12 protein-coding genes are annotated in these 20040 nt (G+C 66.9%); 3 read left to right on the forward strand and 9 right to left on the reverse strand.

The annotated features are described in order from the left end of the window. Nucleotides 1-379 precede the first annotated feature (379 nt). Nucleotides 380-1564: a hypothetical protein gene (locus EV645_RS32165; protein WP_130447794.1), complete on the reverse strand. Its 1185-nt coding sequence runs from the start codon at nt 1562-1564 to the stop codon at nt 380-382. Nucleotides 1565-2053: 489 nt separating this feature from the next. On the opposite strand from EV645_RS32165, the gene EV645_RS32170 reads away from it, so the two are divergent. Both EV645_RS32170 and EV645_RS32175 read left to right on the forward strand, forming a co-directional pair. Continuing rightward, entirely contained in the window at nt 2054-2899 is an 846-nt protein-coding gene (locus EV645_RS32170; protein WP_130447795.1) for a hypothetical protein, read from the forward strand. After that, nucleotides 2899-6591, forward strand: a complete 3693-nt coding sequence (locus tag EV645_RS32175; protein ID WP_130447796.1) for an nSTAND1 domain-containing NTPase — start codon at nt 2899-2901, stop codon at nt 6589-6591. Before EV645_RS32170 ends, EV645_RS32175 begins: the two co-directional genes overlap by 1 nt. 19 nt (nt 6592-6610) lie before the next feature. On the opposite strand, the gene EV645_RS32180 is transcribed toward EV645_RS32175, so the two are convergent. Beyond that, nucleotides 6611-7483 (reverse strand): DUF4231 domain-containing protein, encoded by an 873-nt coding sequence (locus EV645_RS32180; RefSeq protein ID WP_130447797.1) that lies wholly within the window; start codon nt 7481-7483, stop codon nt 6611-6613. Nucleotides 7484-7626: 143 nt separating this feature from the next. On the opposite strand from EV645_RS32180, the gene EV645_RS32185 reads away from it, so the two are divergent. Next, nucleotides 7627-8112, forward strand: a complete 486-nt coding sequence (locus EV645_RS32185) for an LOG family protein (RefSeq protein ID WP_130447798.1) — start codon at nt 7627-7629, stop codon at nt 8110-8112. Between the two features lie 14 nt (nt 8113-8126). On the opposite strand, the gene EV645_RS32190 is transcribed toward EV645_RS32185, so the two are convergent. The 7 genes from EV645_RS32190 to EV645_RS32220 form a co-directional block, all read right to left on the reverse strand. Further along, on the reverse strand, nt 8127-8501 hold the full coding sequence (locus EV645_RS32190; protein ID WP_130447799.1) for a Crp/Fnr family transcriptional regulator: 375 nt from the start codon (nt 8499-8501) through the stop codon (nt 8127-8129). Nucleotides 8502-8731: 230 nt separating this feature from the next. After that, on the reverse strand, nt 8732-10612 hold the full coding sequence (locus tag EV645_RS32195; protein WP_130447800.1) for a hypothetical protein: 1881 nt from the start codon (nt 10610-10612) through the stop codon (nt 8732-8734). Further along, on the reverse strand, nt 10609-12012 hold the full coding sequence (locus tag EV645_RS32200) for a hypothetical protein (protein WP_130447801.1): 1404 nt from the start codon (nt 12010-12012) through the stop codon (nt 10609-10611). Before EV645_RS32200 ends, EV645_RS32195 begins: the two co-directional genes overlap by 4 nt. Continuing rightward, nucleotides 12009-14000, reverse strand: coding sequence for an ATP-binding protein (locus tag EV645_RS32205; RefSeq protein ID WP_130447802.1), 1992 nt, complete (start codon nt 13998-14000; stop codon nt 12009-12011). Before EV645_RS32205 ends, EV645_RS32200 begins: the two co-directional genes overlap by 4 nt. Then, nucleotides 13993-15666: a hypothetical protein gene (locus tag EV645_RS32210; protein WP_130447803.1), complete on the reverse strand. Its 1674-nt coding sequence runs from the start codon at nt 15664-15666 to the stop codon at nt 13993-13995. The genes EV645_RS32205 and EV645_RS32210 overlap by 8 nt, the downstream gene beginning before the upstream one ends. Beyond that, nucleotides 15663-17840 (reverse strand): phage tail protein, encoded by a 2178-nt coding sequence (locus EV645_RS32215; RefSeq protein WP_130447804.1) that lies wholly within the window; start codon nt 17838-17840, stop codon nt 15663-15665. Before EV645_RS32215 ends, EV645_RS32210 begins: the two co-directional genes overlap by 4 nt. Further along, nucleotides 17837-20038 (reverse strand): putative baseplate assembly protein, encoded by a 2202-nt coding sequence (locus tag EV645_RS32220; protein WP_130447805.1) that lies wholly within the window; start codon nt 20036-20038, stop codon nt 17837-17839. Before EV645_RS32220 ends, EV645_RS32215 begins: the two co-directional genes overlap by 4 nt. Nucleotides 20039-20040: the final 2 nt, after the last annotated feature.

Raw genomic sequence — 20040 nt, forward strand, 5'->3', positions numbered from 1 at the left:
GACTCAGCCACTCCGGAGGAGCTGAACCAGCTGCACAGAGCGCCAGGTCTCTCGTCGAGGTATCACCACATCGACCAGACTGCCGACGTCGAGGCCGACTCGATGGGCGACCAGTTAGGTGAGTTGGTGTCCGAGGGGGGACACGCACCTTAACCACACGACTGGAGTTCGATGCCTGCGCCGTGGATCGAACTCCATAGCTGCTGAGTCTGGGCGCTTGGGCGCCAACAGCAACTAGAAATCCTTGTTGGGCGGGCTTATGTGAGCACCAGCAGAGGTCGTTGGGCGAGATCGAGTTCTCGCTGGTGATCATGGCGGCGGTGACAATGGCCGTCGCTGCGCACCGCCCCGGCTGACGGGGTCCGGTCGGGCTGTCGTTCTACAGCACGGGGCAGGGTACGTCTTGGATTTGCTGCGGACGGCTCGGCAGCGACACCCTGAGACGCAAAAGATTGTTGGACTCGTCGGCCTCGGCGATCTCGTTGTTCGGATCTACAGTCACCGTGAAAACGTGCGACCGCCCGTAGTCGCCCGACGAAAGCTCGACCTGCATCGCCGTACTCGCGATGCGAGTGGCATCAGGTGCGTTGAAGGCGGTCTCGCCGCTGTCGCTGAGACCGGTGTTGCTGCGAAGTCGGAACGGGACCAGTCGGTTGTGCCCGCCAGGCCCCCTGTTCAGGACGGGCACGAACACAGTGAGACTGTCGATCGTGCTCGACTGACCCTTCGGAACAACAGTGCAGTTCAACGCCGTTGACAACGTGAAGTCAGGCAGCAGCCCGAGGACGGTCGGGTCGGGCGTATCTGTGGGCTCGGGCGTGGTCGTCCAGGTGTCGGCCTCGAGCCGAACGGCCGATGCCGGCGCCTTGAGATTCTGGTGGATCCGCATCTGCGCGGTCCCGCCTTCGCCGGGTGCCACGTGAACCGTGATCTGGCACGTCTCGAGCCGGTGCAGTACGTGCTTCCGGCAGTCACCAGTCTGCGAGAAGCGTTCCGCGATGTCGCCCTTGAACTCGATGTCGCCGATTCGCAGAGTAGTCTTCCCGCCGCTTATGACCTCGACCGCAGCGTCGCAGTGGTCCTCCGTGCAGTGGAGCTCCTTCGGTGTCACACCGATGCACAATTGCCCCTCGCAAAGCTCGGTTGGATTCGGTCTCCGGGTGGTGGGATCGGGCGGCGTGACAGTCTGTGTCGGCTGAGGCCCGGGCACCGGGAAGGTTGTCTCTTTCCCGAGGGCCGTCTCCGGTACGACGAATGCCAAGTAGGTCACGAGCAGCGCGAGGCCGGCGACCCCCAGCCCGCCGACCAGTTGGAGTCGGGAGAACGAGCCGAACGCAGCGATCAGTGGTGGAATGGCCGCGCCGAGGGCGGCTCCGAGGAGTTTCAGGCCCGGCGACTTGTCCAGTGCCATGGTGACGAGGGTTCCCGTCACGGAGCCCGCGATCGCCAGCAGTGTCGGAACCAGCGCTGCCGGTGGTTGTTTCTCTGGCTGTCCAGCATTCATGGTGATCACCCCCCCGGCGACCTCGACGATGATCCGCCATAAAACGGACCGGCGGCCCATATTCGATCATCACTCGCCAGCACTCCGAACACCATCTTTCAAGCCTTTGCTTGAGCCGTTCGGTGAATCACGTCAGAATTTTTCCTACTTCGCCCGAAATTGGGCACAGAAATGTGTGGGACAAAGGATGGGAAACAGGTGCAGTCTGGTGATTGAGCACTAGGGGGAACCATGTGGAACAGGGGTGTGCATTGGGGAAAGCGTCGGCCGGCGGTACTGGCGGCGGTGGTTGCCGCGACCGTTGTGTTGGTGGCGTGTGGTGGTTCGGATCACGCTTCCCAAGCGCCGGCAAGCGACGATGAATCGGCGAGCTCCGGGCCGGCGTGGCTCGGCGGGAGCCCGAGTCCGACCGCGCCAGGGGGCGGTACGACTTCTCCCGGCGCGGGCCCTGCGGCGACGACGCCCAGTATGACGAGCTCGTCCGGGCGGCCGGGGGCGAATACGTCGGAAACGAGAGGTCCCGGAACGGGGCAGGCAGGAACGACAGGCATGGGAACGGGTACGACCGCGACGGCTTCCGGCCCGACCGGAGTGCTGGAGTTGAAGGTACCGGCACAGTCGGTGCTGCCCGATGGTGCATTCTCGATCGTCGCGAGGCACTCGGCCGGTAAACCGGTAACGGTGACGGCGAGTCCGGCCGGCGTGTGTCGGGCCGAGTCGAAGCGGATCCGCCCGCTGGCGGCGGGAACCTGCGTCGTCTCGGCGACCGCGGACGGCACCTCGGTGAACCGCTCGGTGCGAATCGTGAAAGGCACTCCCAAAATCAGCTGGGCCCTGAAGGGAGAAACGCGGAATAGTTTCGCGTACCGACCGCACGGGATTCGTACGTCATCCGACGGTCAATGGACCGCCCGGAGCCTCACGACAAATCAATGTGCGATCAAGGGCTCGATGATTGCAGCGGTCGCGGTGATGAACACGTCGTCACTGGGAATGTGCAGGGTGCAAGTGGACGTGGCCGGAACTGCCCGGTGGTTGCCGGCACGCCTCGTCCTGAAGACACGGATCGTCGAGTCGGTGCTCTCGTTCGCGGTATCGAGCAGCACCGATACGGTCGAAGCGGATGTACCGTTCGAGGTCAAGGTTCGCATGACCTATCCGGATTCCAGCCTTGATGGTTATTACGGCCTGGACGTGTCGGGCTGCGGAGTGTCTGTTTTTGATCGGGAGGACAGCAACCGCACCCGCACATTCAAAGTCTCGTCGACTGCGGCGGACCTCAAGCGCGATACCGATAGCGGGCACTGCACGCTGACCGTGCACGCCGGGGTAGCCGGAACTCTTCAGCTTCTAGGTGAGTACAACATCCGCAAGACCCTCGCCGTGTCGCTCTGATGAGTGCCGTCTTCATCAGTCACTCGAATGTGGCCCGCGACCAGGCGGAGGCCGAGGCATTCGGGAAGGCGCTCGCGGATGCCGGGTACGAGAACGTGTTTCTCGATGTCACGAGCCTGCTGCCGATGCGGGATTGGGAGATGCAGTTGCATCGCCAGCTCGCGGTGGCGGACGTCGTGGTGTTCGTGTACTCGGCGGTGTCCGCGGACTCGGCGTGGTGTCATCGGGAGATCGGGATTGCCCGCTTCCGGAACCGGCCGGTGCTCGTGGTCCCGATCGACGACCTCGAGCCATTCACCGCGCTCGGAAGCTTGCATCAGTTGCGGTTCCGGCCCGAGACCGAGCAGCGTCACAAGGAGGTGCTGGCCGCACTCCGGCGGTCCGGCTACGAACCCGACGCGGGGTTCAAGTGGGACGTCGACGAGCCACCGTACCCCGGGCTGGACTCGTTCGAGGCCGATCGGGCGGCGGTGTTCTTCGGTCGCGACCAGGACATCCGTGATCTGGAGAGCTCGCTGAACCCGACCCGCCGTGGGGGTTCCGTCGTGCTACTCGCGGGCGCGTCGGGCACCGGCAAATCGTCGCTTGTGAAGGCCGGGCTGCTGCCGCGGCTCGGCCGCCGGCCCGAGTGGTTGGTCCTCGGCGTCCTCGAGCCCGGACCGAACTTCCGGAGCGACCTCGCCCACGCGATGGACGGTCTACCAACGGCCGCCACTCCCGAGGCCTCCGAGGAGGAGGTCCGAGCTCCGCTCCTGGTGCTCGATCAGGCCGAACGCCTGCTGGCGGATCCGGAGCGCACCGAACAAGGGATCCCGGCACTCGACGACCTTGCCGCCGCGCTGGCCAGGTTGCGTAGCCTGCACGTGATCATGGTGACCAAGACCGTCGACACGAACCTCACCACTCCGATCGCGGATCGCCTGGTGGCAAAGAACCTGTTGGTGGGGATGAATCGCAGACAACTGTTCGACGTGGTCACCGAGCCGGCGGCCAGGGCCGGCGTGACGGTCGAGACCGAGGTGGTCGCCCGGCTGGTCGACGAGACGCCGTCCGGCGATGCCTTGCCGTTGCTCGCGATCACGCTGGCGAAGATGTGGGAGCACCGGTCGCGCAGTGATGCGCTGCGAATCCAGGACTACCAGTACGTCGGTGGGGTGATGACCATCCTCGAGGGCGTCACCCGGACCGCGCTGCAACGGCTTCCGCGCGTATCGGAGGACGACGCCGCGGCGACTATCCTGACCTTCGTCTCGGTGGTGGACGAGTCCGCGGAGCCGATCTCGGTGGCGCGTCGACTCGACTCGTTCACCGGGACGCAGCGGGACGTCATCGATGCGTTCGCCGAGCAACGACTGGTGACGATTCGGGACGCGACCGGCGACGCTCCCACCGTCGCGCTGACCCACGACGCACTGATGACGTCATGGCAGAGTCTCGCCAAAGCAATCAAGGACGAGCACGCTCAACTGGTCCTGGAGAACGATGTTCGACGGGAGGCGCGCCGCGGCGAAGGGGAGTGGACCCTGCTGACCGGCCAGCGGCTGGATGATGCGCTGGCCCGGTTCAGGAACCGCGAAGTCGACGAGAAGACTGTGCGCTATCTGGCGGCGTGCGAGCGGGCGCGGGACGAGACCGCCGCGGCGCGGGAACGGGCGACGCGATTGCGGATCCAGCGGAGGCGATGGAGTGTGCTGGCAGCCGTCGGCATCGTGGTCGCACTCGTTGCCTCGGTCGGAGTCGTCGTCCTGCGTCGGCAGAACACGCAGATCGCCGCCCTCGAGCAGGCCGCCCGCGCGGTGAGTCTGTCCGGCTCTCGTCGCGATGCGGCCCTGACGGAAGCACTCGGAGCGGTACGGCGTTCGCCCGATTCGGCGACCTACTCGGCGCTTCTGCAGGTGCTCACCGATCAGCCGGGAGCCCGTCAATACCTGGCTGGGCGCGATTCACACATCACCGACGCGGCTTGGACGGACGGGGAAGGGCTGGTGCTGGCCTCTGGGGGAGGCGTCGAGCGGGTCGACGAGCGGACGGCCGAGCGGCAGGCCATCGTATCCGGAGCCGGCCAGGGGGACGCCGTTGCTGCCAGCAAGAACAGGTCGGTCGTTGCCATGGTGAACGACGAGCGGCTGGTGATGCTGGAGGGCGACCGGACCAAGCTTGTGCCGGCTGAGTCGCAGCCCTGGTTGGGGATCGTTGCCGTCGATGCGGTCGGCGACCACATCGGGGTGGCTGATCTGACTCCGCGGATCAGCGTGCTCGACCGGAGCGGCCGATCGACCGCGTCCTGGACGACCAAGAGAGTTCCTGCGGACCTGGCGATCTCGGACGACGGACTCAGTCTGGCTGCCGTCGACCAGACCGGCGAGGCGACTGTGTTCGACGTACGGTCCCATGCGGTGAAAGTGTTCGAAACCAGCAGCTCGCAGCTGGTAGGCGTCACCATGTCTGCGGATGGCGGCGCGGTGACGACGGTGTCGTCACAAGGACTCGTCGAGTCGATCCGTACGGCGGGACCGGCGACGAGCAGACCGGTCAAGACGCCAGGACAGGCCACCACTGCGGCGTTCCTGAATGACGGCGTGCTCGCGATCGGCCATCAGGACGGCTCGATCGCGTTGCTGGATCAGCGGACCGACAATCTGCTCGCGTTGTTCGGCTCGCACCGATCCGCGGTTAGGAGTATCGCTGGTACGTCGTCCCGGCTCGTCTCGGTGGCGTACGACGGCGAGGTCGTCATCTGGGACGGTCCGGGCGCGGTTCCGTTGCTGGGCGTGCCGGTAGCGTCGCAGACACAGCTCGCGGACGTCGGCCAGGACGGTCAGTTGGTGACCGTGGACGAGGACGATTGGACGGTCACCGTCCGACCGCGTTCGGGTTCGCCGAAGTCTGGGCATCCGGTCGACGACGGGCCGGCCGCGGTCGCGGCGGGCAGCGCCGGACAGCTGGCGGTGGCAACCTCGCGCGGTTCCGTTCTGACCCTCGACCAGGATCTCGTACCTGGTCGGGAGATCCAGGTGTCGACCGCGAAGATCCTAAGCTTGGAGTGGGTCGGGGATCGGTTGGCCGTCGGCACGGCGGCCGGAGAGCTCGCGCTGGTGCACGGCGATCAGGTCGAGCGGCGGGTTCAGGCTAGGGCGGGCGACGGGATTCGGGTCCTGCAATCTTTGCCGGACGGATCGGTCGCCTGGGGCACGGTCCACGGGGTCGTTGGAACCTGGTCGCTACGGAGCGATGCCGTCCGCACCCTCGGCGCCGGGCACGACGGCAGGGAGGTCGCGAGTCTCGCGTACGACGACTCCGGCCGGGTGCTGTACTCAGGCGCCGACGATCGTCAGGCACTCGCTTGGAGGCTGTCCGAGTCGGACCCGGTCGAGCCCACGAAAGTGGCGTCACATGAGGACGCAGTGATAGGCCTCGGCCTGTTCGCCGGTGACGGTCAGAGCTGGTTGGCGACCGCGAGCCAGGATCGTTCGATCCAGCTGTGGGACCGGACAACCGCTACGCCGGTCGGCCTGGCGATCCCGGCTCCTGACGGAACTCGATTCGAATGGGCCGCGACCGGTGCCGACCGCTTCATCACTCGCGACACTGTTGGGCGTGTCATCGCCTGGGACCTCTCGCCGTCCGGGCTCGTCCGCACCGCCTGCAAAGTCCTGCTGGCATCCGAGCGCCCGTCGACCTGCGTCTCCTGACCCGCCGACAATCGCGGGGCTAGCTGGAGGAGCGGGAGGCTCGCCACATGGTGTGTTCGCGGCTGATGGCTTCCTCGGAGTCGGCGACGAGTTGGGGCCACTCGGTGTCACTCGTGCACCGTTCGAGCGCATTCCGGGCGATGGACAGTTCCTGACTGGCGTAGGTGTAGGCGCGTTGCAGGTTCTCGTGCTGCCGGATGCCGAGCCAGGCCGCGCCGGCGCCGACGAAGGCCGCGATGATGCCGCCGGCATCGATCGGGATCAGGTCGCTCGCTCGCCCGAACGCGAAGAACACCCCGAGACCTTCGGCCGCGATCAGCGCCGTACGCCATTGATTCGATCGCTTGCGGCTGATCAGGGCCCTCGTGCGGTACCAGTTCAGCTGGACGTCGATACGGTCGCGCAGGTACACACGTCGGCGGTCCTGCAGATCAAGCCCTCTGACCTGTGCCATCGCAGTACTGATCGGTGGTTTGTCCGACGGATAGATGTCGGTCTTGGGGCCGTCGTCCAGAAGGCGATGAAGGTCGGCGAGATAGCGGTCCTCGGCCGAGGCATCGGCCTTGGGGTACGGCGCTGCCCCGACCGCGAAACGCCAGGCCATCGTCTTCGCCGACTCCGCGAACGCGCGACCGTCGTACCACCGTCGTTCGGGTTTCCTCGCCCAGAGCCAGGCTTCTGCGCACAGTACGCCGAGGAAGAGGCCGGCGACGGCGAGGGCGAGACCGCGCGGACCAGAGAAGGCGCTGATGACAGCCGAGACGGCGGCCAGCCCGAGCTTGATCCCGCTGGCGACGACGAAGTAGCGCTGTCCTTCCAGGGACGCCCTGTCCCCGGCGTCGTGAAGTCCCGGCAGGTCGTCGTCGGTCATCGTCCGTGCGGAGCTGCTCATTGGTACCGTCAAGGGGTCCTCCCCGGTGATGCCGCGACTGACGACCCTGCTGCGCGGCGGGTCTTGTCCCGACAGCGAGGTCAGCGCAGTTTCATGACATCACCAGACGCCAGTTGTCGCCACATAGCTTCGAAAGGAAACCTGTGACCAAAGTCGGCGTGACTGGCCATCGGGGACTTCCTTCGACTGCAGAGACGCAGGCGCGGCGGGATCTCCGGCAGCTGCTTCGTAGCTTGCCTGCCCCCGTCCTTGGCCTGAGCAGCCTGGCAATTGGTGCTGATCAACTGTTCGCCGAGCTGACCCTGGAGCTCGGAGGCGCGCTGCATGCAATCATTCCGGCTGCGGACTTCGAAACGACGTTCGCGCCACGGGATCAGGCTCGGTACTTAGACTTGCTGTCGCAAGCCGATGAAGTGACTGTGCTCGACTTCCTGCAGTCCACGGACGAGGCGTACGACGCGGCTGGCCGCTTCATCGTCGATCACTGCGACACCCTGTTCGCGGTTTGGGACGGCGAGCCCGCTCGTGGACCAGGCGGCACCGCCGACGCCGTTTCCTATGCGCGCTCAGTGGGCCGCGAGGTGCTGATCTCCTGGCCACACGGTGTCCTGCGCGAGACGGAAGCCTAGGCGCAGATGATCGCCTAGGTTGCCGAACGTAGAACTCGGGCAAGTCCGACGGCAACCTCAAAGCACAGACCGGCGTCAGCGAGAAGTTCCTGGCGGAACTCTTCTGACGGCATACCCATAATTTCCGAGCTTTGAGTCGCGCTTGCCGAGACCGTTCGCAAACCGCCATCGAGTGCCGAAGATTCACCGACAATATCGCCGGACAACTTCTCGGCAATCAGTATTGATGATCCGTCCTCGCCCGCTCTGTGGAGAGCCAGCCGTCCGTCGGAGATGTAATAGACGGTTTGGGGTTCGCTGCCTTGCTCATACAGGAGTTCGCCAGACTCGAGTCGCTGCTGAACCCCCTTGGTCCTGAACAATCTGGTGAGATGCTGGTCATTCACCATCTGATTCTCCTTTGAATGGTTATGTGGAGGAGTCGCTGAGGAATCGGGCTACGATGCGCAGGACCTCGTCGACGTCTGCGGATCGATGTCTCCGTTGAGCGGAGGCCTGCATCACATCGAGGCTCTCCGTAATCGAGTAGAGCCGTCCATGGTCGAAGGCCTCCGAGCGAACTACGCAGACACCCGTCGTGCGACGCTGACCTGGTTCATGCTTCTGCGAGTCGGCGTTGTCACTCATCGGCGCTCGCTTTTCTGGTTTTCCCCTTCCTGGCTGTCGAGGTTCTGCCAGCCGCGGGATCCGCTGTGGCCCTCGATGACTTGCGAGGTGAGGCCTTCGAGACGGGCACGGTCATTCGGGCCGTTTCGGCGTCTCCCGCGTCTGCGGCTTCGGCCGGAAGATCGGTCTCTGTCTGGGCGAGATTGAGTATCGGGTCCCCCAGAACGACGGTGATGGTCTCCTGCTGGTCGGACGCGACGCTCGTCTCGACCGGCGGCAGGCTGGATGCAGCGTTGTCGAAGAACGGGCCGACGAGGAGAGATGCCCGAAGGTAGCCGAGCGGCCGACGGTCGTCCGACCTGACGGAGGCCCGCACGCTCTGCAAGGTCCGCTGGGTGAGGAGGTCGCGAACGAGGGGGAAGACGAGTGCAGCGTCCTCCGGTACCTGCCAGGCTTGAGCGGGGTAAGTGAGGACGCCGAGCTCCCGGATCGACTCGATGTCGAACTCTGCCTGGACGGTCACCAGGTCCAGCGCGGGTTCCGGCGGGGTCGGCTGTGGACATTCCACTTGTTCGGCGCGAGTGAAGAGCACCCAGTCGTACGACGGCTCGCCGTTGCGCAGCGCCACGAAGACATCAATGACGCCGGTCTCGTTGCCGTAGGCCGTCGACCGCGGAGTACGCGTCCGGTCGCGGTGCTGTGCGGCGGCGAACAGGGCGCCGATGTCGCCGGGCTCGCAGGTGCAGACGTTGCGGACGAAGCGCGGACAGGCGAGATAGGTCTCGACAGCTGCGGCGACGGTCTCGAGCGTCGCGCCCCCGCGAGGGACGAATCCCGCCGGGGGAAGCTCGACGAGCTGCGGTCCAGGTGGTGCTTCAGCGAAGGCCCGGTCGTGGGGTGCCTCCAGCAGCGTGGACAACTCTTGCTCGAATCCGCTGATCCGTCGGTCCAGTTCGTCGAGCGCCTGCTCCCGTTGTTCCCCTGATTGTTGACGTTCGGCTTCGCGGATCGATTCGACCGCTTTCTGAAGCTCGCCGCGCAGACTGGTCGCCCGAGATGCAGCCGCGGCTGCCGGTTCGCCCTCGTTGAGCTGGACCTGGAACTGCAGAACCTGCGCAATGAACACCTGCCGTGGACGCATCCCCAGTCGCCACTGCCAGTGGTGCTCGGGCGGTGGCGCTCCTTTGTCGCGCCGGACGGTCCACTGGTCGACCTGCCAGTCGAAGTCCGCCAGTGGCGGAAGCAGTACCGCGAGCGGAAGAGTGTCGCGCGCTCGCTCGCCGAAGTTCGGCGGCCACTGCTCCGGCAGGCGAGGGTCGGTTGCCGGCCAGCGCCTGGCTTCGTCTTCCTCCTGGCGGAACCGTCGTGAGGCCAGCCAGGAACGGTGAGCGGTAACCTGCTCGGCAAGTCCGCTCTCGGTATCGACCGGCCGGATCACCAGGTACGGGCCGTCGTACGTGCGCGCAGTACGCCGTGTGCCGCCGTCGCACCCGCACGGCTCGTCGCACAGCAGGCCCTGGACGGCCTCGTCGCCATGAGGCCACGAGCCCGACCGCAATCCGACCTCGAAGTAGCGCCCTGCCTTGACGTCCAAGTCGTCGACGCGGGCTGTCAGTACCGCGGTGGTCCGAAGCGGACGCCCATCTGCCATCAGGGCCAGGCCCGCCGAGACTCTCAGCTCGTAACCGTGCAGGCTGACGTCGAACCCGTGTACCACCCCCGGACCGGTCGAGGCACCGACAGCGAAGGCCACATCGGTTGCGTAGCTCTCGATGAGGTTGATGTGTTCGGCCCGCAGGAACAGGCCGTCGAAAGCAGTCAGCCGATCGAAGGCGCCGGGCGTCGCGGACGAGGGCTTGGTCTCGGATGCGGAGATCGCTGGTGTTGTGGTCATATCTCGTCATCCTCCTTCTCGACGTCGTCGGGCTCGAGCGAGTTGAATTCCACGGTGACGACGGCGTCCCGGCCGTCGCCCGGCAACCCTGGCGGTACCCCGGTGCGGCCGGCGAAGGGAACATGAGGTGCCCTGCCGTACAGCGGAGTACGTCCGGTTCCACGGATGATGACTCGCACGGTGGCGTACGACGGCGCGTGCTCGAGTTGCACATGCACGGTCCTGCCGTCGTCATCGAGCCAGATCCGGCGGGTCTCCTCACGTGCCCAGCCCAGACCGCGACGGGACAACGAGCTCACCTCGACGGCACTTTCCTCCGACCCGGGCACCGCCGGCTTGGTCAAGCGGAAGCTGAATTCCTTCAGGTCCGACGTCCAGGTCGGATTGTCTTCGAGGCGCGGACCACGTGCGGCGGCCGCGGATCCCGCTCCGAAGGCGTCCCCGCAGAGCAGCTCCTGGATCGTCCTGCTCGGCAGGATCGCCCGGCGCTCACAGATGTCGATCGGCGCTGCGAGCTCGATGCAGCCGTCGTCCGCCACCTTCAGGTCGAGCCGGGCCAGAATCACGGGGGCGGCGGCCGGTTCGGTCGGGAACAGGTCCGGATGCGTGGAACCTGGTTCCGTCGGCGGCTCGAGCTCGGTGACGTCAGCCGCGGCGAGGCAGCGCGCCTCGTCGAGCAGCACCTTCGCCCGCTGGTCCGGTTCTGCGTTGGCGATCCGCTCCGCTGCCAGTGCCACTACACCGTTCGGCTCGGCATGCTTGCTGCCCGGCTCCAAACCGAAGAGGGCACGCAGGCGGGGGTAGGGCAGCCACTCGTCGCCGACCGTCTCGACGAGGTCCAGGCGAGCAGTCTCCAGAACCCGCGAGGCCTCGTTGTGCTCCCGCGTCGTGTCGCAGGGGTCAGCGAGCGCCGGCACCATGCGGTCAAGACAGAACTCGGCCTGAAGCACGACGTACACGCGGGCGTTATGCGTGTGTGTGCCGCAGCCGTCATCGTCGGGATCCTGCAGATCCGGAGTCGGGGTGCTACAGCCGCAGCCTCCGGGGCCGCTCGCGGCACGATGCGCCTTGAGCCATTCATTCGCCCAGAGTCCGAGATCGCGGCATTGCCGCGCCTCGATCCTGAGCTCGTGTCCGCGACCGTCGATTGCCAGACCCGGCCCTACGTCGATGATCATCTTGTCGCAGGTGACCGGCAGGCCCCAGACGACCCCGGAGCCGTGGAGCCAGGCCTGGTGCAGCCGCATCTTCCCGCGCGGGTTGCCCAGCATCACGTGAAAGTCCTCGGTGCCGAGCAGCATCCCGGACGCCACCCTGAGGTCCTGGAACGGCCACAGCGGCAACTCGATGTCCTCGCGGTCGTCGTCGGCGAGCGTCGATGCGTGCGGGGCAGTGGTCATGTCGACTCCTTGGGTGCGGCCGCGAGGGCACGGATCGCTCTGCGGTCCGGACGCGGGAGAGATCCGGCCGCCAGCCTCGACCGCGGCGGATCCTCGGGCATCGAGCGGCTGTCCTTGGCATACTCGCGCCGCAGCGCGGTGAGCAGTTGGCCGTAGGTGACGGCACCGCCTTCGCGGGCGGCCAGGTAGGCGGCCCCGATCGCGGCGTTGCGGATCCAGCCGCCGGGTACGGCGTGACGCCAGGCGAGTTCGTCCAGATCGACTCCTGGAGCCCGGATCTCAGCCGGCAGATGGATTTCCCAGAGCCTCAGCCGGCTCGGTGTGTCGGGCAGCTCGAACTCGACGATGTAGTCCATCCGCCGGCTGAACGCAGGATCGATGTTCTGGCGCAGGTTGGTCGCCAGAACGACCAGGCCGTTGAATCGTTCGACGCGTTGCAGCAGGTATGCCGTTTCGAGGTTGGCGTACCGGTCGTGCGCGTCGCTGACCTTTGTTCGGCTGCCGAACAGGGCGTCGGCCTCGTCGAGGAACAGCACGGCCTGAGTGCGCTCGGCGACGTCGAAGATCGCACCTAGGTTCTTCTCGGTCTCACCCAGCCATTTCGACACTATGTTGGCGACGTCGACGACGAGCAGGTCGGTGCCGATCGCGGTCGCCACGACCTCCGTGGCCAGACTCTTGCCGGTACCCGGCGGGCCGCTGAAGAGCAGCCGGACCCCACGACAGGCTCGCGCGACCTGCCCCAAATCCCAGTCCTCGAGGACAATCTGCTGGTGTTCGAGCCGCGAGACCGCCTCGTCCAGAACGTCGGTCTGACCGTAGGGGAGGACCAGGCGATCCCAGCCGGCATCTGGTGTGGTGAGCCGGGCACCGGCCGGCAGCGCCGAGCTGGCACGGGCCCGGATGGACTCGGTGACAGCTGCCTGGATCCCTGCGACGTCCGTTCTGTCCGGCCGTCGGCCGAGATCGACGGCCAGCTGTGCGGTTGTCGTCGGGTCGAGGGAGTGCCGCGCAGCTAGATCCGCAGCTGCCTCGGGCTGATCGGGCAAGATCGAGTGCCATGCCCGGCGCTGATCAGCCGGCGAAACCGGAGCGACCGTGATACCGATGACAGGATCCGGTCCGATCAAGGCCACCGACCCAGCCGGAGCGGCGATGATGAGCGGGCCGGTGACCAGTGTCGGGTTCAGCCCGCGTGCAGGCCCGGTCAGTGCCTCCGGCTGGAATGCGACAGCGATCGGCAGGTGCCCGCGTGCGGCGGCAAGGACAGAGAGCCTGGCAAGCGCGAGTGAGTCGTCGGGTGCGCAGCGCTGTACCAACGGGGGAGCGCCGGCAGCCGAAGCGAGCGCCGCGCAGCGCCCGAGGGCAACTGTCTCGTCCTGAGCCAGGATCAGGATCACCGTCCTGGCGGGATGCTGCAGAGCTGTCACCGCGTCGGCGACGAGCGGCTCCTCAAGCCAGTCCTCCAGTCCGGGCAGGAGACCGTCGATATCCGGATAGTTGGCTGCCGCGCCGGTCTGCAACCCGCGAAGTGTCGGCCACAGGCCATCGAGCAGGGTCAGAGAACGCTCGGTGAATGCGTCATCTCCGGTGATCTCGAGCGCCCTTGTGGCGATCGCGGAGCCTTCGTGCAGGAGGGCGAGAACCGCACGTTCGCCGTAGGTCGGACCAAGCAACCGGAGCCCCAGGCCAACGGTCGGCCGCCCCACGGCCCTGGGGTGCAGCACCCGGAACACCGAGGCGAAGCCGCTGTCGTCGTCCGGCATTCCCGCGAGTGTGATCAGCTCCAGCTCGGCGGGTACCAGGTCGAGCACGTCGCGAAGGCGCTCGAGGCCGCCTATGTGCGTGGTGGGACCGCCGCGCGGGTGTAGTTCGGTCCATTCACGGAGCCAATCGGCACAGCGCTGCGCCTCGGGCGCCACGACCGTACGGACATGGTCGGACAAGCGCTCCACGAGCAGGTGGATGGCCGCGTCGAGCTCACTCATAGCGGAACGTCACCACCGTTCCGAGCCAAGGAACGAACCCCGGGTCGAGGTCCAGGCCGGCGCTGCGGATCGCCAGCTCCACCGACATGCCAGGAAGAACCACCTCGACCCACCCCGGTGTGGCGACGATGTGTCCGCCGCGGTGGATCAACCAGTCCAACAGACGTGCCGGGGCTGGGCTCGGGAGATCGTCCGTGCCACAGGCTGCTGCCTGCAGGCGAGCTACGGTGATCCGCCGCCAACGGGCGGCGAGCAAGGCAACGCGGCGTTGCTCGGCGTCAGTCGCCGGAACTCCGTCGAGAAGCTTCGCAACGTCGGTCCTGGACAAGCCGGCGAGCGCCAGCACTGCGGGCTCGTCGCCGGCGGCTCTCGTAAGCAGTTGTCCGACTTGCCAGAGCGTCCACTGGACGCCTCGCTGTGAGAGCGCGGGGTCGTCGCGTACGCAGCCCGGAAGTCCTGCATGTGCAGAGGTCGCGAGAAGGAACAGAAGTCCTGCCCACCGGCTCTGCTCCGCTGAGCGGTCGGACGAGTCACTGTCGCCGCGATCCGTTATGGCGGCGGCACTCGCCGGGCGCGAGTCTGGTATCTCCTCTGGAGCAATCGTGTTGTGCGGATCGCGATGTGTCGGGGCGAGGACGATCTCGTCCGTAGCGAGTCGTTCGAGGAGCTGGCGGGCGATCTCGGCGACTGTCGGTTGACCTGACGGTGCGGAGGCGAGCGCAGGTTCGACCTCGTAGACGATCAACCACGCCCACGCCGTTGCGACGGCGAGGTCGGGGCGGAGCCGCGATTTCAGGAACGACACGGCCAGGCTGGACCTTCCAACAAGCACCACAGCCCGATCCGCCACGGCCTGATCTCGTTCCGTCCAGTCTGCTACCGTCCGATCTACCTCCCCGTACGATCCGGCGCGCCCCGGATCCGCCGCCCGATCCGACGCCGGCTGCTCCGCTTCTGTCCGGTCGGCTTCCGGTCGGTCCATCACGACACGATCCATCCGGGCTCGCTGTGTCGCAGTCGGTGCTGCGCTGGAGCGTTGCGCCGCGGCGTCGCTCGGCACGACGGTTCCGCCATCAAGCGCCGCAGCCGAAACACCGTAGGTGGCCCCAATGACAATGGCGAGGGCGGTCCAGCCCTCCACGCCCAGGGCGCGATCGATGCCGGGTACTCCGCATCTCGCGACGGCCTGGATCAGACCTGGAAGCACCGCGTGGGGCCGCCGGGACAGTGCGACCGGGATGCGGACCGCGGAATCTACCGCGTACGCCGGGGAATCGACCAGCCCGGCCTGCACCCACATCCAGTCATCATCGTTGCGATCGGCAACCGTGCTCACCACGAAGGTTGCCAGCAGATCTACGTCGCTCTCGAAGTGAATCCACCGTGGATCGGTGCTGATCGATTGCGACAGAACGTCGACGATGGCCTGGGCCCATTGCGGCACGAGCTCGGGGAGGCGGCTGAGCTCCCCGCACCCGAGCGCAAGATCCAGTTCCCGGATGAACCACAGTCCGGATGGCAGCGGCGTACGAGCGAGGGCTCTTGGCAGGTCGTCGACGACAGCCTGCGCGGTGGCACCGAGCCGTCGGTGTGCGTCCGCTGTGCGGTCGACTCCGACGAGCGTGGTCGACAGCAGGTCGATGCTGAGGTCGTGTCCGTGGCTCATCCGATCCTCACCCGCCCGATGGCCGTGTTCTCGATCTGTGCCGCCCGGTCGGGCACACCGACGATCCCGTTGGCACCGAGGAACACCTGGCCGGCGATCTCCGGCACCCAGCCCGAATCCACAGCCACGAACGAGGTCAGCCCGGTGCGGAAGCGGCCGATGCGCATTCCGGCGCCGAACTCGCACACATCGGCTCGGGTGTGTGCCGGCTTCTGAGCCTCGATGATCGAGGTCAGCACCGCTCGCTCGTCACGATCGACCGGCGTCGGCAGGATGACGGTGAAGCGGTGGGCGATCGCGTCATCGTCGCCCAGTACGTCGTTCGCACCTGGAAGCGGGCCGCCGACGCTGAAAGAGCCGAGCGGCTCCACTGCCCGGCCGGCGCTCGCGATGAACGGTGGGCGCGGCCCCGTTGTAGGAGGGCCGAGAACCGAACCACCCAACCCGCGAAGCCGCCAGTTCTCCACGATCGCCACGTCGCGGCGCAGGTAAAGCGTGAGGATCTGTTCCAGCGCGGCTCTCGTTCCGCGCAGGCGGTACAGGTCGTAGACCTGTGCGACGAGCTCACGCCGGGACGACAGGGGCCAGCGCCGGTCGAGCACCATGCCGAGGAACCCCGCCAGCCAGTCGAGGGCCTCAACGGGAGCCGTGAGCGGGTCGAGCAGATAGCTTCGTTGCTCTGCGCGGGCATCGAGGTCGCGAAGCATGCCCTCGGAGGGTGCGAGGAACCGCTGGAGGAAGGCTGCGTCGGATTCGTCCCGAGACCAGCCACGGGGCAGCTGTGTCGCGAGGCGATGGCCGGACTTCTCCACGCGGACCTCCCGTACTCGCGGAGACGCCTTGGCACTGCCGTCGAGGTCGATGACAAGCCACAGGTACCGTCCTGGCGGGGCGTTGACCGGCGCTTCGTACGTCTCGTAGCCGTCATCACTCGGGATCTGCTCCCACGGACGCTCCCGGCCTGCCGTCCGGTGGTACAGCGGCTGGGTTGTCTCGTCGGAGACATCACGAATGAGCTCGGCCGGCGGCAGCGGTGGTGTGAGTTCGGCGTACGGCACAGATCGGGATTCATGATCCGGCGCGCGCGGCGGCAACGAGTCGATGACCTCGTCGACGTCGGTGGTCACCGCGGCGAGGCGGAGTGCAGTACCTGGTGGGATGCAGGCGTCGATGAAGACTCGACCCCATTGTGCTCGGTACCTGCCGGAGTCCAGCCGGTAGGTCAGCAGCCGGCCGGACGACTGGTAGACCGCGGCACTTCCCGCCATGCGGGCCATGCCTCCTGCGATGGTGTAGACGACGCCTCCGTCGAGGTCGACGCCGAGCGCGGCTCCGTCGTACCCGGGCGCGGCCTGCGGCTCGATGCCGATCCAACTGCCGGAGTCGTCGCGCCACGCGAGGAGCGGCCGACCGGGTCCGACCGCTACGACGAGGATCTGGCGGTCGTTCACCTCGAGATCAGTTGCTCCCGGCACCGATAATGGGCGCCGGCCCTCGGGCGTGCAGATGACGGCCTCGGGTCCCTCCGGCGAGGTCCAGAGCACGAGGACGCCGGCCGTGGGATGGCACACCAGTCGGGACGGCCGGAGTCCGCCCGCTCCGGGCGGAGGCGTCAGTATTCCTGCAGGTATGGGTCCGCGCCGGCCGCGAATCGCAACGAGCGACGGTGGGCCGTCAAGCAGTGCGAGGACGCCGAAGTCCGCTGTCGCCACATCGACCGGGCGCCTCACGACGCCGCCGCTCGAACCAGGAGTCGGAACGGCACGGAGGAGTCGCTGCGACCACAGGTCGACGACCAGGACTCTCGCACGTCCCGGCTCCGCGACGTACAACCGTTGGGCCTGATCGATGGCGAGCCCACGTGGCCGCTCGAGGGCTCCGGGATGAGCCGTGCCATCGGCAGGTGGCTCGAGGACAGCGTGTGGCAGAACCACGACCTTGCCGAGCGCCGGTTCGCTTCGATAGGCGCGCCCCCAGCGGTCGATGGCCAGCCCCGCGGGTGCTGCGGGCGGGTTGTCGTCGTTGGCCTCTGAAGGGACTGTCCAGGCGAGTTCGAACCCGTGGCCGTCATCGAGCAGGCTCGTGCCATTGTGGTGGCAGCGTAGCCACTGATCCGGTTCCGAGAGCCGGCTGAGGCTCCCGGTCAACCCTGCGGGAAGCGTTGTCATCGTCATCGACACACCTCCGGTGGCAGGGGAACCAGCACTGGATCCTTGCCCGGATCGGGTGGCGGCGTGTAACCGGTGCCGACCGGTAGCGGCGTACCGCGCACCACGGTCATGGTCGACAGTTGAGGTATCTCCCAACGACTGAGCTCCACCGTTTGCTGCACGTCCCACGCCGAGCCGAGTCGCCGAGCGAGCTGAAGGTCGCCCTCGACGGAGTCGACCCCGTCGACCTGTACGGCGATTGCCTCGAGCTCGGCCCGCCGTACGGCCCGGCCGAGTGGCCACCCGCGGCCGGACGGGCCGAAAGGCGGCACCGGCGCGAGATACTGGCGCAGCAGGAGTTCCACCCACCGACGGACCGCGTCGACCTGGTAGCCCTCCCTGACCCTGATCCCGACCGCCACGGCGATCTCTCGGTAGGTCGGGGGGATGACGTAGAGCTCGGTCGTGACCAGACGTCGGGGATCGAGGTAGGTCGCGACGCGACGAAGGAGGTCGGAGTCGGGGAGCGGTGCCTCCGGGCTGCGGAGATCCTCGTCCGGGAAAATGACGACACTAACTGCTCCCGCCCGACGCACGGTCGGGGTGTCGGGGTGGAACAGCGACAGCGTGTCAGCGCGACTGACCCCACTCACTTCGCAGGCGAGCGAGCCGAAGTCCTCGGCCACCACAGCTCGGTCTCGTCGGTGAACGCGTCCAGGGATGTCCGAGAGCGCAGCGGCCAGCGTCACCGAGTCCGCGCCGCCGCGGGCCGGCAGGACGTTGGTGACCGTGACCGAGGCTACGCCGGTCAACGCGTTGATTGCACCACGCGGTACGTTGCCTGCGGCACCGCCGCCGTACCTGTAGCTGACAACGCGGACGCGTTGTCCCAGCTGCGGCACCCTGCTGCGCATCCCGAAACGGACAAGTCCCGTCTGGGCCTCCACGCTGAAGTGCGCGTCGTCTTCGCGGCTGGTCGCAAGCGTCTCGACCTCGGTCCACTGCCTCCAGTCGCCGTTCTCCTCCACATCGAGCCTGACGGTGCCGGACAGCACAGGAGCCTTTGTGAGCTGGAAGGTCTGACCTGGCTCCGAACTTCCGACCCCGAGGAGCTCAGGCCGGGCGGTGACGGCCTGCTCGACCTGTACGGCGTTGAGACCGACCCAGCGGACCCCGTGGATGCCGTCGTTCTCGGAGCGCGGTCGCTGTACTCGTAGCCACCCGATGATGTTGGCGGCAACCTTGGGATCGTCCATCGGTGGCGGCGAATAGTAATCTCCCAGCGGGACAGCACCCTTGCTCTGCAGCGGGAAGTCCTGCGGCAGTTCGACTTCGACCACGCCGGTGGTCGTCATCCCGCGAGTGCTGTCGTTCACCACGGTCAACGACAACATCGTCTGCTGCGCCGGCGCATCGGGGCCGCTCCACAGTTCCCAGCGCGTCTCCGGCGGATCCGTCGTCAGTTCGTCGCTGATCCATTTCTTTCCCGGCCTGGCCTCTACCGAGTCGAGATCGAACGGCCGAGGCAGTTTCTCGTCGAACGCGACCCCGATGAAGAGAGTCTGGCCACTCAACTGTGAGGCGTCGAACGGGTGGTCCGCGACCAGCGCGAGCCAGAGAGATCGGTCGGCGGTCCGGCTCACGTCGAGCGCAGGCTCCGTAGTAGTCGGATCGTCCGGCAGGACCTGCGTACGGTAGAAGCAGGTGGGATTCGAGACGTCAGCAGCAGGGCGCCGCAGCGCCGCGCGCTGACGGAGATCCGCGTCTTCGCGTCGCCGGCGTTCGCGGAGCCGTTCACGCTCGTCAAGGTCGATGTCGGTCGGTACGCACAGCTTCCCCGCGGCTGTTGCCCGCAGCGGCCAGGCGCGGAGTTCGTTGACGGTCTCGTACTCCACCGCTCCGGCGGTCGCGCGAGTGCCGCGCAGAACCTGTACTCCCGCAGGACGATCTGTCGTTGCCACGAGCAACGTACCGGCCAGCTGCGGCGGCCGCGGCCGGACGCCGAGGAGGTTGAGGAAGGCGATCTTGGTGGTGTCCGGGATCTGGTTGAATCGGTACAGCAGCGACTCGCCCAGTGACGCGAACAATTCGACGAGGGCGATCCCGGGGTCGCTTTCGTTGTGGTTGGTCCACTCGGGCGTGTAGACCGGGATCCGGCGGATCAGTTCCTCGCGCAGTTGCTCGTAGGTGCGATCATCGAGGGTAGGTCCCGTGATGGTCATGG

The organism is Kribbella rubisoli, from assembly GCF_004217145.1.
Classification (GTDB): domain Bacteria; phylum Actinomycetota; class Actinomycetes; order Propionibacteriales; family Kribbellaceae; genus Kribbella; species Kribbella rubisoli.

Bases quoted from the DNA above. Each gene is read 5' to 3' on its own strand.
- EV645_RS32165 (WP_130447794.1), bottom strand. From the start codon at position 1,564: ATGGGCCGCCGGTCCGTTTTATGGCGGATCATCGTCGAGGTCGCCGGG.
- EV645_RS32170 (WP_130447795.1), top strand. From the start codon at position 2,054: ATGGGAACGGGTACGACCGCGACGGCTTCCGGCCCGACCGGAGTGCTG.
- EV645_RS32175 (WP_130447796.1), top strand. From the start codon at position 2,899: ATGAGTGCCGTCTTCATCAGTCACTCGAATGTGGCCCGCGACCAGGCG.
- EV645_RS32180 (WP_130447797.1), bottom strand. From the start codon at position 7,483: ATGAGCAGCTCCGCACGGACGATGACCGACGACGACCTGCCGGGACTT.
- EV645_RS32190 (WP_130447799.1), bottom strand. From the start codon at position 8,501: ATGGTGAATGACCAGCATCTCACCAGATTGTTCAGGACCAAGGGGGTT.
- EV645_RS32195 (WP_130447800.1), bottom strand. From the start codon at position 10,612: ATGACCACAACACCAGCGATCTCCGCATCCGAGACCAAGCCCTCGTCC.
- EV645_RS32200 (WP_130447801.1), bottom strand. From the start codon at position 12,012: ATGACCACTGCCCCGCACGCATCGACGCTCGCCGACGACGACCGCGAG.
- EV645_RS32205 (WP_130447802.1), bottom strand. From the start codon at position 14,000: ATGAGTGAGCTCGACGCGGCCATCCACCTGCTCGTGGAGCGCTTGTCC.
- EV645_RS32210 (WP_130447803.1), bottom strand. From the start codon at position 15,666: ATGAGCCACGGACACGACCTCAGCATCGACCTGCTGTCGACCACGCTC.
- EV645_RS32215 (WP_130447804.1), bottom strand. From the start codon at position 17,840: ATGACGATGACAACGCTTCCCGCAGGGTTGACCGGGAGCCTCAGCCGG.
- EV645_RS32220 (WP_130447805.1), bottom strand. From the start codon at position 20,038: ATGACCATCACGGGACCTACCCTCGATGATCGCACCTACGAGCAACTG.